The organism is Streptomyces sp. NPDC050560 (assembly GCF_044457285.1).
Lineage (GTDB): Bacteria > Actinomycetota > Actinomycetes > Streptomycetales > Streptomycetaceae > Streptomyces.
Window position 1 is genome coordinate 85786 of sequence record NZ_JBITGT010000018.1, and the last position, 14882, is coordinate 100667.

Sequence of the window (14882 nt, forward strand, 5' to 3'; positions counted from 1 at the left end):
GGACACGGCCGCGGCGGGGGCCCGTCCGGGCCGTGGCGCCCCGCGCGGGGCGCCGGTGGGGTCCGCTACGGGCGCACGGCCGTGCCGGGGCCGTCGAGCGCCCTCGCCAGCAGCCGGTCGGCCGGCACCCCGCGCAGGGCGGCGTCCAGCACCTGCACGGTGTGCGCGACCGGCATGCGCTCGCCCATCCGGGCGAGCGTGGTGGAAATCTGCATCCAGCAGCCGGGGTTGGCCGTCACCAGGACGTCGGCGCCGGTCGCCAGCACGGCGTGCGCCTTGCGCTCGCCCAACTCCGCAGCGGGCTCCGGGTGCAGCACGTTGTACGTGCCCGCGCTGCCGCAGCACAGCTCGGGCTCCGCCAGCTCCCGCAGCCCGAGCCCCGGGATGCCGGAGAGCAGCCTGCGCGGCGCGTCCCGTACCCCCTGGGCGTGGGCGAGATGGCAGGCGTCCTGGTACGCGACCGTCATGGGCAGCGGATGGCGCTCCGCCACCGGGCCGAGTTCGTCGAGGAGTTCGGAGACGTCCCGCACCTTCGCGTCGAGCGCCGCGGCACGCTCCGCCCACCCGGGCTCGTCCCGCAGCAGGTGCCCGTACTCCTTCAGATGCGAGCCGCAGCCCGCCGAGTTGACGACGAGCGTGTCCACCCGGGCCGCCTCGAAGACGGTGACGATCCGTTTGGCGAAGGCGATCGCCTCCGGCTCACGCCCCGCGTGCGCCGACAGCGCCCCGCAGCAGCCCTGTCCGGGCGGCACCACCACGTCACAGCCCTCGGCCGCGAGCACCCGTACCGTCGCCGCGTTCACGTCGGGGAAGAACGAGCCCTGCACACACCCCGTCAGCAGCCCCACCGTGCGCAGCCTTGTGCCCACCGCGCGGGTGACCACCGGCAGCCGGGGCGCCCTGCCGAGCTTCGGGGCGAGCGACTCCATGGCGCGCAGCGGACCCGGCAGCCGCTCCAGCACCCCGGTGCGCCGCAGCAGCCGCCCCACACCGCTCGCCTGGTAGGCGCGCAGCGGGCCGCGCAGCGCGCGCAGCCGGGCCGGATAGGGGAAGAGGCCGTAGACCACGGCCCGCACCACCCGCTCGGCGGGCGGCCGCGCCACCCGGCGCTCCAACTGCGCCCGCGTCGCCTCGATCAGCTTGTCGTACTGCACCCCGGAGGGGCAGGCGGTGACGCAGGACATACAGCCCAGGCACTGGTCGAGATGGCGCACGCTGTGGGCGTCGAAGGCGTCGCCCTCCAGGGCGCCCTTCATGATGTCGATACGCCCGCGCGGGCTGTCCATCTCCTCGCCCCAGAGCACGTACGTGGGGCAGCTCGGCAGGCAGAAGCCGCAGTGCACGCAGTCGCCGATGAGGGCCGCGTCCGGCGGGTGGTGGGCGTCGAACGCCCCCTTCTCGGGCGGCCCCACCCCCGGCATCCCGAGGCCGACCGTGGCGCGGCCCGCGCTCGGCGCCACCGGGCCGCCGGGGTCGCGCCCCGGGCTGCCCGCGGCGGGTTCCGGAGCGCGGGACGCGCGCCCGGTGTGGTCAGCGGTCATCACAGCCCTCCCAGCAGCCGTCCGGGCGACAGTCGCCGCCCGGGGTCGAACTGGTCCTTGACCCGGGTCATCAGGCCGAACGCACCGCCCGGCGGGCCCCAGTGGTCCACGCCCGTGCCCGCGACCACCACCGCGGAGCCGTCGTACGGCGCGAGCGCCGCCCGCAGCGCGGCGAGGTCGCAGTCCCGGGGCACCGCCGCGTAGCCGACCCCGGTACAGGCGTGCGCGTTGCCGTGCGAGCCGTCGGGCAGCGCGTCGAGCACCGCGGTCAGCGCGGCCGGCTCGTACGCCAGCCGCAGCACCAGGCCGCCCTCCGGCCTGGCGCCGAACCACGCCGGGGGCGCCTTCGCCGCGGCGCCGCCGAGCAGCGCCACGGCGGCCCGCGCCTGTGCCCGTACGGACGCCTCGGTGCTCTCGAAGAGCACGGCGAACTCCGCGCCCTCCCCGAGTTCCCCGCCCCACCGCAGCTCGGCGGCGGCCGGGGTGAGCGGGGAGCGCGCCAGCTCAGCGGCGAGGCGGCCCGCGTGCGCGGTGTCGCGCACCGGCACCAGCACGGTGCGCGCGGCGGGCGGCAGCGGGTGCAGCCGCCAGGCCGTGGAGACCACGACCCCGAGGCTGCCGTGCGCTCCGGTGTACAGCTTGCCGAGGTCGTAGCCCGCGACGTTCTTGACGACCTTGCCGCCCGACCTGGCGACCGTGCCGTCCGCGAGGACCACCGTCACCCCGATGAGCAGATCGCGCACCGTGCCGTAGCGCAGCCGCCGCGGGCCCGACGCGTTGGCGCCGACGACGCCGCCGAGCGTCGCGCCGGGCTCCGGCGGGTCGAGCGCCAACTGCTGCCCGTGCTCGGCGAGCCGGTCCCGCAGCGCGTCGAGGCGCACCCCCGCCTCCGCGACCACCACCAGGTCCCCGGGCGCGTGCTCCACCACCCGGTCGAGCCCCGTGGTGCGCAGCAGCAGGTCGCAGGAGGCGGGCGGGGCCGCCCAGCCGGTCTTGGTGCCCGCGCCGACCGGGACCACGCTGCCGGTGCTGGACCGCAGCACCTCGGCGGTCTCGGCCACCGACGCGGGCGTCGCCACCGCGCCCGCCACGACCCCCGCCACCTCGGCCATCAGAAGCCCTCCTCGGCCATCAGAAGACCTCGCCGAGCGACGGGTCGTGGGTGTCGGCGGCGGTGCGCACCCCTGGCCGCTCGCCGCAGAGCCGGGGGGTGGGGAACTGCTTGCCCGGGTTGGCGATCCCGGCCGGGTCGAAGGCGCAGCGCACCAACTGCATGGTGTCCAGGTCGTCCTCGCTGAACTGGTACGACATCCGCGACCTCTTCTCCAGGCCCACCCCGTGCTCCCCCGTGATGGACCCGCCCGCGTCCACACACAGGTCGAGGATGGCGAAGCCCAGCTCCTCGGCCGCGTGCGCCGCGCCCGCCACCCGGTCGTCGAAGAGGATCAGCGGGTGCAGGTTGCCGTCCCCGGCGTGGAAGACGTTGGCGACCCTGATCCCGGCCTCGTCGGCCAGCCTGCCCACCTCGTCCAGGATCTCGGGCAGCCGGGTGCGCGGGATCACGCCGTCCTGGACGTAGTAGGCGGGGCTGATCCTGCCGACCGCCGCGAACGCGGACTTGCGGCCCTTCCACATCAGGGCACGCTCCGTGTCGTCGCGGGCGATCCTGGTCTCGAAGGCGGCGCGGGCCGCCGCGATCGCCTCGACCTGCCCGAACTGCTCCTCGACCTCCACCCGGGGCCCGTCCAGCTCGATGACGAGGACCGCGGCGGCGCCGTCCGGGTAGCCGCAGGCCACCGCGGCCTCGGCGGCCTCGATGGCGAGCGCGTCCATCATCTCGATCGCGGCGGGCACGATCCCGGCCGCGATGATGTCGCTGACGGTGCCCGCGGCGTCGGCCACCGTGTGGAAGCCGACCAGCATCGTGGAGACCGTCTCGGGCGCGCGTACCGTGCGCACCGTGACCTCGGTCGCCACCCCGAGCGTGCCCTCGCTGCCGACGAACGCGCCCAGCAGGTCGTATCCGGGGTGCTCGGGCGCGCTGCCGCCGAGCCGTACCGCCTCGCCGTCCGGCAGCACCACCTCGGCGCCCGTGACGTGGTTGACCGTGAAGCCGTACTTGAGGCAGTGCGCGCCGCCCGCGTTCTCCGCGACGTTGCCGCCGATCGAGCAGACCTGCTGGGACGAGGGGTCGGGCGCGTACGCCTGCCCGTGCGGCGCCGCCTCCCTGGTCACCCAGAGGTTGATCACCCCGGGCTCCACCACCACGCGCGCGTTCGCCGGGTCGACGGAGAGCACCCGGCGCATCCGGGAGAGCACGATCAGCACCCCGTCGGCCACCGGCACAGCGCCGCCGGAAAGGCCGGTGCCCGAGCCGCGCGCGACGAACGGCACGCCGTGCTCGGCGCACAGCCGCACTGTCTCCACCACATGGTCGCGGTGCTCGGCAAGCACCACGACCGCGGGACGCACCCGGAAGGCCGCGAGCCCGTCGCACTCGTACGTCCGGAGCTGGGCGGGTTCCGTGAGCACCCGCTGTGCGCCGATCCTGTCCCGCAGCGGCCCGGCGAGCCGTTCCGCACGCCCGCCGCCGCTGCCCTCGCTGGCGGTCATCTGCCTCTCCGTACGCCTTGGGTGAGTCCGGTGTCGGGCTACGTGAGTTTCCGCTAGGCGGTGGTCGGTTTCCGTCATGCGGTCATTGACGATGGTGCACGCATTGTCGAACCGGAGGTGGTTGAAGAGCAATACTATTGCGGGGGTTACTCGTTTCACCGGCGCCGACGCGTGCCGCGGGGGGGGTTCCTGGCCGGTTCCGCCGGGAACGGTGAAGGCCCTGTGTGTGTCCGTGTCGCCCCGCGTTCCCGCCGGTTGTCCCCTCATTCCCCCGGAAGCGCCCCGGTACCCGCGCGAACCGGCCCCGGGGGGCGGGGGGTTGAGCGCTCACGCCCCGGCAAACGCCGCGAAAACGGTCAAGTCCACCGGTGGGTACGCCCGGTGCGGGTGATCTTTTCGAGCCACGGTTCAGAGCCGTGCGGTGACAGTGTGTACTGTGCTGCGTGCGCCTCACGAGGCGGTCCGACTTCCCACCACGCCCGTCTTCCCTGGAACCGATTCGATGATCGAAATACCGGACCTGGTCGCCGGCTGCCTTTCCGCCGGGACGCTGGCCGCGTTCGTACTCGGCGCCGTACTCCTGCGGTCCCGACGCGTCAGAGCCAGGCAGCGACAGGAGATCGCCGCCCTCCGTGGACGGTTGGACGAGTCCAGACGAGCCACGGCGGCCGAGATGGAGCACCTCGCCGACAAGCGGGTCCCTGCCGCGCTCCAGAAGCTGAACCACCCTCACCTCCCCGTGCCGGGACCGCTGCTGCCCGAGGCGGAGGGCGGCAGGCTCGGCGCCGCCTTCGACCGCGTGCTCGCCGCCCTGCGCGAGGCGCAGAGCGCGCAGCGCCGCCGCATCGACGCCGCCGCCCAGGCCGGGATGCGCGGCGCCACCCGCGAGGTGCAGGCCGGCCTCTACCGGCTCCAGGACGCGCTGCGCGCGCTCCAGGAGAAGTACGACGACCCCGAACTCGCCGGCACCCTCTTCGCGTTGGAGCACGAGAACGAGCAGTCCCTGCGCCGCGCCCAGGTCACCGCCGTGGTCTGCGGCGCCTGGGTCGGGCTCGCCCGCGAGGAGTCCCACGTCGTGGACGCCGTCACCGGCGGCCTCGCCCGGCTGACGGGCTATCAGCGGGTACGCGTGCACAACCACCTGAAGGTCGGCACCGCACTCGTCTCGCACGCCGTCGAACCCGTCGCGATCATCGTCGCCGAACTCCTCGACAACGCCCTGCGGCACTCCGCGCCCGACACCGACGTCGTGATGCAGCTCGAACACGTCCACCACGGCGTGTGCGTCACCATCGACGACTCCGGCGTCGGCATGACCGAGGACGAACGCGACCGCGCCCAGCGCCTCGTGGGCGGCAGGGAGCCGATCCTGCTCACCGACCTCGGCGACCCGCCCCGTATGGGCCTCGCCGCGATCGGCCAGCTCACCCGGCAGTTCGACCTCAACGTCGACCTCACCTCCCGCTCCCCGTACGGGGGCGTGCGCGCCGTGATCCGGGTCGACGGCCGGCTGCTGACCACCCTCGACCCCGAGGAGCAGCCGCAGGCCGCAAGCTCGTCCCGCTCCACCCTCACCGAGGCCCCGGCCCAGGCCGCGGCCCCCGAGGACGGCGCCCACTCCTACGCGGCGGAACGCGAAGCCCCCGTTCGCGGCGGGCCCGCGCCTGTGCCCGTCGAGCGGCCCGCACCGGCGCCCGTCGGGCAGCCCGGGCCCGCCGCCCCCGCGGCCCCGCCGAGCGAACTGCCGCGCCGCCGCCGCAGGACCCCCGCGGCCCCGGGCGCCGAGCACAGCCCCCCGCCCGCGAACCCCGTGCGCCGCCCCGAGGAGGCCGCCGCCGCGCTCGGCGCCCTCCAGGCCGGCACCGAGGCCGCGCGCGCCGCGGCACCAGAACCGCCGGGAGCGCCCGCGCCCCGCGCCGCCGTCCCCGTTTTGGGCACGGCCGAGGACGACACCGCGGCGGCCGGGCCCGACACCAGGGACCCGGCAGCCGACAGCACCGCCAGTACCGAAAGCCACCCGGACAACCAAGGGGGAGCGGCCCGATGACCAGCCGCGATGCCGCCGACACCGCATGGGTACTCGATCCGATCCTGGAGGTGCCGCACGTCCTCGCCGCCGTCGTACTGACCCGTGACGGGCTCGTCACCGGATACAGCGAGGCCCTGAGCCAGGCCAGCGCGGAGCGGGTGGCCGCCATCACCAGCACCGTGCACGGCGCCTGCCGCACCGCGGCGGCCGCCTTCGCCGACCGCGACAGCGCCTCCGTGCGCCAGATCGTGGTCGAGTCCGACCACGGCTACATCCTCATCGTCCCCACGGAACACGGCAGTTGCGTGGCCGCCTCCGGGGACGGCGAGGTCCGCCTCGACCTGCTGGCGCACCGGGTGCACTCCCAGGTGGCACGGCTCGGGGAGAAGGCGATGGCCGCCGCGCCCCGCGCCGTCGACGGTGGCCCGGGGGCATGACCCCCCACCGTGGCGGCCGCCGTCTGGTCCCCGCGTTTCTGTCCACCGCAGGGGCGGCCCCGCAGGACTCCGCGAGCCTGGAGCGCCTCAGCGTGCTCACCGCGGACGGCGGGCCCGCCCCCCGGGACCTCCCGGCCGCCCAGCACGCCCTGCTCGACGTGCTCGACGGCGGCTCGCTGACCGTCGTGGAGGCCGCGGCCCTGCTGCGGCTGCCGGTCTCCGCGGTCCGCGTCCTCGCCGCCGCCCTGATCGACCGGAACCTGCTGCGTGCCCGGGCCCCGATCCCACCGGCCGCCCGGTACGACCCCGACCTGCTGAAGAGAGTGGCCGATGGCCTCCGTGCCCTCAAGCACTAGCGGTATCCATCTCCCCGACACCGCGCGGGATCTGGTGAAGATCCTGGTGGCGGGCCCCTTCGGGGTGGGCAAGACCACCCTCATCGACTCCGTCTCCGAGATCCGCCCGCTGCACACGGAGGAGCGCCTCTCCGAGGCGTCCACGACCGTCGACGACCTCGCGGGCGTCCGGGAGAAGTCCACCACCACCGTCGCCATCGACTTCGGCCGTATCAGCCTCACCGGCGGTGTGGTGCTCTACCTGTTCGGCACCCCCGGGCAGGAGCGCTTCAGGCCGCTGTGGCAGGACATCTCCTACGGCGCCCTCGGCGCGCTCGTACTGATCGACGCGCGCCGGGTCGACGCATCCTTCGACGTCCTCGCGCTGGTGGAGGAGGCGGGGCTGCCCTACGCCGTCGCCTTCAACGACTTCCCCGACTCCCCGCGCCACTACACGGAAGAGCAGTTGCGCGGCGCCCTCGACCTGGCCCCCGAGACCCCGATGGTGGTCTGCGACGCCCGGGACCGGGACTCGTCCATCGACGCGCTGCTCGCACTCGTCCAGCACCTGATCGACCACCAACCCCCGGAGCAGTCCAGGTGACCACGACATCCGCCGCCCCCCGCGTCGTCACCGACGCCGAGCCCATCAGGCTGTGGGAGAACGGCTTCGCGACCGACCCGCACCGCTACTACGCCGCGCTGCGCGCCCAGGGCCCCGTCGGCTGGGGCGAACTCGCCCCAGGAGTGCCCGCGTACGTGGTCACCGAGCGCATCGCGGCGCTCGACCTGATGCGCGACACCGACACCTTCTCGCACGACCCGCGGCCCTGGGAGAGCACCGTCTCCGAGGAGTGCCCGCTGCTCGGCATGATGCGCTGGCGCCCCAACTCGCTCTTCAGCGACGGCACCGACCACCTGCGCTACCGCACCACCCTCCTCGACGCCTTCGACCTGGTCGAGCCGCACGACCTGCGCGAGCGCGTGCACCGCGCCGTGCATGTACTGGTCGGCCGCTTCGGGCCGCGCGGCGAGGCCGACCTCGTCGCCGACTTCGCCAGGCCCCTGGTCTCCATGCTGTTCAACAGCCTCTTCGGGCTCCCCGACAGCCAGAGCGGCCGGCTCACCCAGGCGCTGGTCAAGGTGATCGAGGGCGGCGACCAGGCGGCCGAGGGCGAGGCCGAGTTCGGCGGCTACATCCTCGAACTGATCGCCACCAAGACCGAGGAGCGCGGCGACGACCTGACCAGCAGGCTGCTCGACCACCCCGCAGGGCTCTCCGCCGAGGAGGTCACCTGGCAGGTGTTCCTCACCGTCGCCGCCGGGCACGAGCCCTCCGCCAACCTGGTCTCCAACGCGCTCTCCCGCATCCTCGGCAACCCCGAGTACTACACCACCCTCACCAGCGGCGCCCGCCCCGTCATGGACGCCGTCGTCGAGGTGCTGCACCACGAGACCCCGCTCGCCAACTTCGGCATCCACTTCGCCCGCCGCCAGACCGAGTTCCACGGCACCGAGATCAGGCCCGCGGTGCCCATAGTCATCTCCTACGGCGCCCTCGGGACCTTCGCGGAGCGCGCCGCCACCGGGCCCCTGCACCCCAAGGACGCCTCCCACCTGTCCTGGTCGGCGGGGCCGCACGCGTGCCCGGTGCGCAGGGAGGCGCTGCTCATCGCCACCGAGGCCATCGAACGGCTCACCCAGTGGCTGCCCGACCTCGAACCGGTCCTCGCGCGCGACCGGCTCGCCTGGCGCCCAGGACCGTTCCACCGCTCCCTGATGGCCCTGCCCGTCCGCTTCACGCCACGCACCCCCGACCTACCGGCGGAGGACCGCACGTGACCCCGGGACAACGCACCGCCCTCGACCCCTTCGGCGCCGACATCCCCGCCGAGACCGCACGGCTGCGCGCCCTCGGCCCGATCGTCCCGGTGGAGCTGCCCGGCGGCATACCCGCCTGGGCGCCCACCGACTACGACACCCTGCGCCGCCTGATACTCGACCCCGAGGTCAGCCGCGACCCACGGCGCCACTGGTCGCTGTGGCCGGAGATACCCGACCACCCCACCTGGGGGTGGATACTCGGCTGGGTCGGCGTCGTGAACATGTTCTCCACCTACGGCGCCGACCACACGAGACTGCGACGGCTCGTCGCCCCCAGCTTCACCCACCGTCGCACCGCGGCCATGGCCCCCCGGGTGGCCGCCATCACCGGCGAACTCCTCGACGCACTGGCCCGCAAGGGCGCCGAGGGCGCCCCCGTCGACCTGCGCGAGGACCTTGCCAGGCCGCTGCCGATCCGTATGATCTGCGAACTCTTCGGGGTCCCCGACGAACTCCTCGCCGACACCGCCCGGCTCGCCGACGGCGTCATCGACACCTCGGACCCCAGCCCGGAACACGCCGAGATGGTGCAGAGCCTGATCTTCCGCACCCTGCCCGCGCTCATCGCGCACAAGCGCGACCGGCCGGGCGACGACATGACCACCGAGCTGATCCGGGTACGCGACGAGGACGGCGACCGGCTCAGCGACGAAGAGCTGATGTACACCCTGCTGCTGGTGATAGGGGCCGGGTTCGAGTCCACGGTCAATCTCATCGGCAACGCCATCGTCGCCCTCCTCTCCGACCCGCGTCAACTCGCCGCGGTGCGCTCCGGGTCCGTCGGCTGGGACGCTGTCATCGACGAGACCCTCCGCCTGCACCCCTCCTTCGCCACGCTGCCGCTGCGCTACGCCGTCAGCGACCTCACCGTCGGCGACACCACCATCCCGGCAGGCGACGCCATCATCACCACCTACGCCGCCTCGGGCCTCGACCCCGCGCACTACGGCGACGACGCCGCTGACTTCGACGCGGCCCGCGGCGCCGACGACCACCTCGCCTTCGGTATCGGCGTCCACCGCTGCATCGGGGCCCCCCTCGCCCGCCTGGAAGCCGCCACGGTCCTCCCCGCCTTCTTCACCCGCTTCCCCCACTCCACCCTGACCGTCCCCCCGTCAGAACTGCACCAGGTCCCGTCGTTCATCGCGGAGGGGTGGCGGGAGATTCCGGTGCGGTTGGGGGGCTGAACGGGCCGCGGGGGTGGTCCTCGGCTCCGCGGTCGGCGACGCGCTGGGCGTCCCCTTCGAGTTCGGGCCCACCGGCGCCTTCTCGGCCCGGTTCCCCGAGGCCGGGTGCGGCGGTGAGATGTGCGGTGGCGGCGGCTGGGACCCGGGCGGGGCACCCCGCGCTCGCGGCGGCCCGGCTGCGCCAGGTCGGGTGACCCGGCCCGCCCCACACCCCCTTGCCGCCCCGCGCCCCGCCGGGTGATGGTTGCCCCTGGGCCGCCCGGGGCTCCCGGGGACGGGAGCCGTATCCGGCGGCCCTGATCGCGAACGGATCGCGGCAGGGCAGGAGAGTGGGGCAGGGCATGGAGCCGAACGGTCAGGACAGCACCGCGGGCCGCCGCAGCCAGGCGTGGTTCGGGGCGGGCGGGCGCGCGGGGATGATCCACCGCTCCTGGATGCGCAACCAGGGCTACGGGGACGAGGTCTTCGACGGGCGCCCCGTCATCGGCATCGCCACCACCTGGTCCCAGCTCGCCCCCTGCAACGCACACCTCGACGAGGTGGCCGAGGCCGTGCAGCGCGGGGTGTGGCAGGCGGGCGGCTTCCCGCTCGTCTTCCCGGTGCTGGCCACGGGCGAGACCATCATCCGCCCCACCGCGATGCTCTTCCGCAACCTGATGGCCATGGAGGCCGAGGAGCTGATCAGGAACAACCCGCTGGACGGCGTGGTCCTGCTCTCCGGCTGCGACAAGACCACCCCGGGGCTGCTGATGGGCGCCGCGAGCGTGGACCTGCCCACCCTGATGGTCACCGGCGGGCCGATGCTGAACGGCAAGTTCCGCGGTCAGGACGTCGGCTCCGGCACCCATGTCTGGAAGTTCGAGGCGGAGATGGCCGCGGGCCGCATGTCCGAGTGCGAGGCGCGCGCCGCCGAGGGCTGTATGGCCCGCTCCAAGGGCCACTGCATGACGATGGGCACCGCCTCCACCATGGCCTGCATGGCGGAGGCGCTCGGCATGCAGCTTCCCGGCGGCGCCGCCTGGCCCGCGGTGGACATGCGCCGCATGGAGCTGGCGCAGGAGTCCGGCCGCAGGATCGTGGACATGGTGGAGAGGGACCTGCGCCCGAGCACCGTCATGACCCGCGCCGCCTTCGAGAACGCGATCCGGGCCAACGCCGCCATCGGCGGCTCCACCAACGCGCTCGTCCACCTGGTGGCCCTGGCGGGACGGCTCGGCGTGGACCTCGAACTCGCCGACTTCGACACCCTCACCCGCGACATCCCCACCCTCGTCAACCTGATGCCGTCGGGGAAGTACCTCATGGAGGACTTCTGCTACGCGGGCGGTCTGCCCGTGGTGCTGCGGCGCCTGCTCGAAGCGGGCCGTCTGCACCCGGAGTGCGTGACGGTGTCGGGCCGTACCGTCGCCGAGAACGTGTCCGCCGCCGAGTGCTGGAACGACGACGTCATCGCCCCCTGGGCGGAGCCCTTCCAGACCGCGGGCAGCGGCACGGCGGTGCTGCGCGGCAACCTCTGCCCCGACGGCGCCGTCATCAAGCAGTCGGCCGCCACCCCCGGACTGCTCGTCCACGAGGGCAGGGCCAGGGTGTTCGACTCGCCCGAGGACTACCACGCGGTGTGCGAGGACCCCGACCTCGACATCACCGCGGACGACGTCATCGTGGTACGCGGCGCGGGCCCCCGCGGCTACCCCGGCATGCCCGAGGTGGCCAACGTCCCCCTGCCCGCGAAGCTGCTGAGGGCCGGTGTCACCGACATGGTCCGCATCAGCGACGGCCGTATGAGCGGTACGGGGTACGGCACCGTGGTGCTGCACGTGGCGCCCGAGGCCGCGGTCGGCGGCCCCCTCGCGCTGGCCCGCGACGGCGACCGCATCCGCCTCGACGTCCCCGCCCGCCGCCTCGACCTGCTGGTACCCGACGAGGAACTGGCCGCCCGCACCCCGTCCACCACCCCCGCGAAGGCCGCCACCGGCTACGCCTGGCTCTACGTCAACCACGTCCAACAGGCCAACGAGGGCGCGGACCTCGACTTCCTGCGCGGCGCCCGGGGTTCGGAGGTCCCCCGCGACTCCCACTGAGCGCCGCGGGGCGGCGGCCGTGACGGGGGCCGCACCCCGTCGGCGCGCGGACCGCCGGTGTGGCCTCCGGGAACAGCGCGCGCAGCCGTGCCCGCGCTGAACCGCCGATGGGGAAGGGGCATGTGTGGCGAGGGTCGCGCCTCATCTCGCCCTGGAAGACAGGGAGTGCTTCGAGTCCCTGGTGGAACTCGACCCGCGCGCCACGCTGCGGTTCGACGAGGGGAGCGCGTTACTGGTCGACGTCGTGGCGGCAGATGCCGACGGGCAACTCTTCCTCACCGCCCACGAGGCGGAGCCGGAAGACGCGGAGGAGCAGCAGCCGACTCGGGCTCCGTGGGCGCGAAGCACGCTCTGGTGTGGTGGGCCGGGCGTTTGGCGCGGTCGGGGTCCGGCGTCGGCCGGCCCTCACTCCTCCCCGGGCCGCCTCCGCCTCCAGGACTCCCCGATGTGGTCGCGCATCGCCGCCCCGGCGGCCTCCGGGTCGCCTGCCAGGAGGGCGTCGTGGATGCGGGTGTGGGCGTGGTGGGTCACCGTCAAATCCTCCGGGGTGGGGTTTCCGCTGTAGCCGGAGGAGTGCAGCGCCCTGCCCTGGATGCTGGAGACGATGGCCCGCCCGAAGGCGTCGCCCGACACCTGGTGGATGAAGTCGTGGAAGGCGATGTCGGCGGCGGCGTACGCCTCCGCGTCGTCCAGCAGCCCGGCCAGTTCGGCCAACTGGCCACTCAGGTGCTGCCGTTCCGCGTCGGTGATCCGTTCGGCCGCCGCCGAGGCCATCGGGCACTCCAGGGTGATCCGGATCTGGATCACGTTGTCCAGGTAGCGCAGCCGGTCGTGCCGCTGGAACAGGGCGTCCAGGATCAGCGGGTCGAGCAGGCTCCAGTGGCTCTGGTCGAGCACCACCGTGCCCCACCCCTGGCGGGTGCTCACCAGGCCCTTCTCCGCGAGCGCCATGGTCGCCTCCCTGATCACGGTGCGGCTGACACGGAACATGGTGCACAGCGTCCCCGCGGGCGGCAGCACCGTACCGCTCGGGTACTCCTCGGTGACGATCGCCGTGGTGAGGCTCTGCACCACCGCGGCGGCCAGGGGAGGCCGGTTCCGCGGGGCGGGTGCCGAGGCCGCTGGGCCCGGGGGCAGGGTAGTCATCGTGCAGGGCTCTCCGTCGCTGTCGTGAGTGCGCGCCGGGCGTCGATCCGAAGGCCACACGCTGGGGGAACAGGGCAGGGTGCGGGGGAACGGGCGGGCGGATGGCAGGCGGTACGCAGGGGGACCGCAGGGGAAACTGCGGCGAAACCCGGGCCAGGATATCGCAGACCGGCCAGTCATCACTTGTATGATAAGTTACGACCGCATCGACGGGCAGGGGGCACCCACGCCTCCGCCGCCGAGACCCCCGTACCCCATCTCCCCGGGCGCCACAGCAAGGGGAGGGCCGGTCGGCGGTCCCCCGTCCCCCGTACGACCTCCCGGCACACCCCCGAAGCCAGCCGCACCACGGGCTTCGCGTAGGGCGCGTGAGCCAAGGGGCCCGCAGGCCCGGTCCCGGAGGCGAACAAGCCGAAAATTGAGGTGCTGATGAAGATCACGGGCTACCGGAGTCTGCGGACCGTCCACCGGTGGGGCCGCCCCGTGGGGGACGCCAACGGCTTCATCGCCAGCGGTGTCACCGAGGTTCCGGTCCTGCTGCTGGAGACCGACGGCGGTCTCACCGGCGTCGGCCTCGGCGCCCACGCGGACGCGGGCCGTATCTTCCCCGCCCTCGCGGGACAGGACCCGCGCGCCACCACCGCCCTCTACGACCGGATGCTGGCCCACACCTTCAAGAGCGGCCACGGCGGCATGACCTTCGGCACCATCGGCGCCTTCGACATGGCGCTGTGGGACCTCAAGGCGAAGATGGCCGACGAGCCCCTGTGGCGCACCCTGGGCGCGGCCGACCGCTTCGTCCCCGGCTACGCCTCCGGACTCGACTTCGCCCTCGACGACGACGAACTCGTCGCCCTCTACGCCCGCTGGGCCGAGCGCGGCTTCACCGGGGCCAAGATCAAGGGCGGCCTCGACACCGACCGCGACATCGTGCGCCTCGGCGCCGTCGCCGAGGTGCTGCGCGGCAACACCCGCTCGCCCGCCATGATGCTCGACGTCAACGAGAACTGGGGCAGGCACCAGGCGGTACGGCTGCTCGCCAGGATCGAGGACCGGGTGGAGCTGACCTGGATCGAGGAGCCCGTGCGCCGCTGGGACGTCGAGGGCAACCGCGCGGTGGGCCGTGCGGCCCGCACCGCCGTCGCCTCGGGCGAGAACCTCACCGGGCTCGAACAGTTCCGCCCGCTGCTCGCCGCCGACGCCGTCCAGGTGGTGCAGGCCGCCAGCGCCTGGGGCATCACCCACTTCCTGCGCGTCGCCACCCTCGCCCTCGGCCACGACCTGCCGGTGAGCCCGGTCGGCTACAACGCCAACCCCCTCGCCCACGCCGCCGCGGCCACCCCCAACCACCTGGTCACCGAGGTGCAGGACACCGGCATGCCCTTCGGACTCACCGTGGACCAGGTCATCGCCGACGGCGGTATCGTCCTCGGCGACACCCCGGGGCTCGGGATCTCGGTCGACGAGGCCGCCATCGGCGCCCTCCAGGAGACCGGCGAGTGGTCCCACCCCGACGGCCCCCATGTACGCCCCGTCGACGCGGGCCTCAGGCTGGTCCCCGAGGAGGGCCCCGCGGGCGCCGGAGCGGACGTGACCTCATGAACCCCGTGACCCCACACCTCATGCACC

Annotated in this window: 12 protein-coding genes and 1 pseudogene; 9 read left to right on the top strand and 4 right to left on the bottom strand. The window is 73.9% G+C overall.

From position 1 onward, the window contains the following. Positions 1 to 65: 65 nt before the first annotated feature. Genes ACIBIW_RS31955 through ACIBIW_RS31965 form a run of 3 tightly spaced genes read right to left on the bottom strand, consistent with a single transcriptional unit; the run spans position 66 to position 4154 of the window. Positions 66 to 1541: a (Fe-S)-binding protein gene (locus tag ACIBIW_RS31955; protein ID WP_399341215.1), complete on the bottom strand. Its 1476-nt coding sequence runs from the start codon at positions 1539 to 1541 to the stop codon at positions 66 to 68. Continuing rightward, on the bottom strand, positions 1541 to 2653 hold the full coding sequence (locus ACIBIW_RS31960; RefSeq protein ID WP_399341216.1) for an FAD-binding oxidoreductase: 1113 nt from the start codon (positions 2651 to 2653) through the stop codon (positions 1541 to 1543). The genes ACIBIW_RS31955 and ACIBIW_RS31960 overlap by 1 nt, the downstream gene beginning before the upstream one ends. 19 nt (positions 2654 to 2672) lie before the next feature. Continuing rightward, a complete protein-coding gene (locus ACIBIW_RS31965; RefSeq protein ID WP_399341217.1) occupies positions 2673 to 4154 on the bottom strand; it encodes an FAD-linked oxidase C-terminal domain-containing protein in 1482 nt (493 codons plus the stop codon). A 502-nt stretch (positions 4155 to 4656) separates the two neighbouring features. Here ACIBIW_RS31965 and ACIBIW_RS31970 point away from each other — a divergent pair. From ACIBIW_RS31970 to ACIBIW_RS32005, 8 genes and pseudogenes are all read left to right on the top strand, one after another. Beyond that, positions 4657 to 6201, top strand: a complete 1545-nt coding sequence (locus tag ACIBIW_RS31970) for an ATP-binding protein (RefSeq protein ID WP_399341218.1) — start codon at positions 4657 to 4659, stop codon at positions 6199 to 6201. Beyond that, on the top strand, positions 6198 to 6620 hold the full coding sequence (locus ACIBIW_RS31975; RefSeq protein ID WP_399341219.1) for a roadblock/LC7 domain-containing protein: 423 nt from the start codon (positions 6198 to 6200) through the stop codon (positions 6618 to 6620). Before ACIBIW_RS31970 ends, ACIBIW_RS31975 begins: the two co-directional genes overlap by 4 nt. Next, on the top strand, positions 6617 to 6976 hold the full coding sequence (locus ACIBIW_RS31980; protein WP_399341221.1) for a DUF742 domain-containing protein: 360 nt from the start codon (positions 6617 to 6619) through the stop codon (positions 6974 to 6976). The genes ACIBIW_RS31975 and ACIBIW_RS31980 overlap by 4 nt, the downstream gene beginning before the upstream one ends. Continuing rightward, positions 6951 to 7559 (top strand): GTP-binding protein, encoded by a 609-nt coding sequence (locus tag ACIBIW_RS31985; RefSeq protein WP_399341223.1) that lies wholly within the window; start codon positions 6951 to 6953, stop codon positions 7557 to 7559. Before ACIBIW_RS31980 ends, ACIBIW_RS31985 begins: the two co-directional genes overlap by 26 nt. Further along, the gene (locus tag ACIBIW_RS31990; protein ID WP_399341225.1) at positions 7556 to 8797 is read left to right on the top strand and encodes a cytochrome P450; all 1242 of its coding nucleotides are present in this window, start codon (positions 7556 to 7558) and stop codon (positions 8795 to 8797) included. The genes ACIBIW_RS31985 and ACIBIW_RS31990 overlap by 4 nt, the downstream gene beginning before the upstream one ends. Beyond that, positions 8794 to 10026, top strand: a complete 1233-nt coding sequence (locus tag ACIBIW_RS31995; RefSeq protein ID WP_399341228.1) for a cytochrome P450 — start codon at positions 8794 to 8796, stop codon at positions 10024 to 10026. The genes ACIBIW_RS31990 and ACIBIW_RS31995 overlap by 4 nt, the downstream gene beginning before the upstream one ends. Beyond that, positions 10022 to 10180: pseudogene (locus tag ACIBIW_RS32000) on the top strand (ADP-ribosylglycohydrolase family protein); the annotation flags it as partial. The gene ACIBIW_RS31995 and the pseudogene ACIBIW_RS32000, both read left to right, overlap by 5 nt. A 187-nt stretch (positions 10181 to 10367) precedes the next feature. Further along, complete coding sequence (locus tag ACIBIW_RS32005; RefSeq protein WP_399341230.1) at positions 10368 to 12107, top strand: IlvD/Edd family dehydratase; 1740 nt, start codon at positions 10368 to 10370, stop codon at positions 12105 to 12107. 405 nt (positions 12108 to 12512) lie between these two features. Here ACIBIW_RS32005 and ACIBIW_RS32010 read toward each other — a convergent pair whose 3' ends face one another. Beyond that, positions 12513 to 13253, bottom strand: a complete 741-nt coding sequence (locus ACIBIW_RS32010) for a FadR/GntR family transcriptional regulator (RefSeq protein ID WP_399341232.1) — start codon at positions 13251 to 13253, stop codon at positions 12513 to 12515. A 429-nt stretch (positions 13254 to 13682) separates the two neighbouring features. Here ACIBIW_RS32010 and ACIBIW_RS32015 point away from each other — a divergent pair, with 429 nt between their 5' ends. Beyond that, on the top strand, positions 13683 to 14855 hold the full coding sequence (locus ACIBIW_RS32015; protein ID WP_399341234.1) for a mandelate racemase/muconate lactonizing enzyme family protein: 1173 nt from the start codon (positions 13683 to 13685) through the stop codon (positions 14853 to 14855). Positions 14856 to 14882: the final 27 nt, after the last annotated feature.

Excerpts from the sequence above, each read along its gene's own strand:
- ACIBIW_RS31955 (WP_399341215.1), bottom strand. The coding sequence starts at position 1,541 with ATGACCGCTGACCACACCGGGCGCGCGTCCCGCGCTCCGGAACCCGCC.
- ACIBIW_RS31960 (WP_399341216.1), bottom strand. The coding sequence starts at position 2,653 with ATGGCCGAGGTGGCGGGGGTCGTGGCGGGCGCGGTGGCGACGCCCGCG.
- ACIBIW_RS31965 (WP_399341217.1), bottom strand. The coding sequence starts at position 4,154 with ATGACCGCCAGCGAGGGCAGCGGCGGCGGGCGTGCGGAACGGCTCGCC.
- ACIBIW_RS31970 (WP_399341218.1), top strand. The coding sequence starts at position 4,657 with ATGATCGAAATACCGGACCTGGTCGCCGGCTGCCTTTCCGCCGGGACG.
- ACIBIW_RS31975 (WP_399341219.1), top strand. The coding sequence starts at position 6,198 with ATGACCAGCCGCGATGCCGCCGACACCGCATGGGTACTCGATCCGATC.
- ACIBIW_RS31980 (WP_399341221.1), top strand. The coding sequence starts at position 6,617 with ATGACCCCCCACCGTGGCGGCCGCCGTCTGGTCCCCGCGTTTCTGTCC.
- ACIBIW_RS31985 (WP_399341223.1), top strand. The coding sequence starts at position 6,951 with ATGGCCTCCGTGCCCTCAAGCACTAGCGGTATCCATCTCCCCGACACC.
- ACIBIW_RS32005 (WP_399341230.1), top strand. The coding sequence starts at position 10,368 with ATGGAGCCGAACGGTCAGGACAGCACCGCGGGCCGCCGCAGCCAGGCG.
- ACIBIW_RS32010 (WP_399341232.1), bottom strand. The coding sequence starts at position 13,253 with ATGACTACCCTGCCCCCGGGCCCAGCGGCCTCGGCACCCGCCCCGCGG.
- ACIBIW_RS32015 (WP_399341234.1), top strand. The coding sequence starts at position 13,683 with ATGAAGATCACGGGCTACCGGAGTCTGCGGACCGTCCACCGGTGGGGC.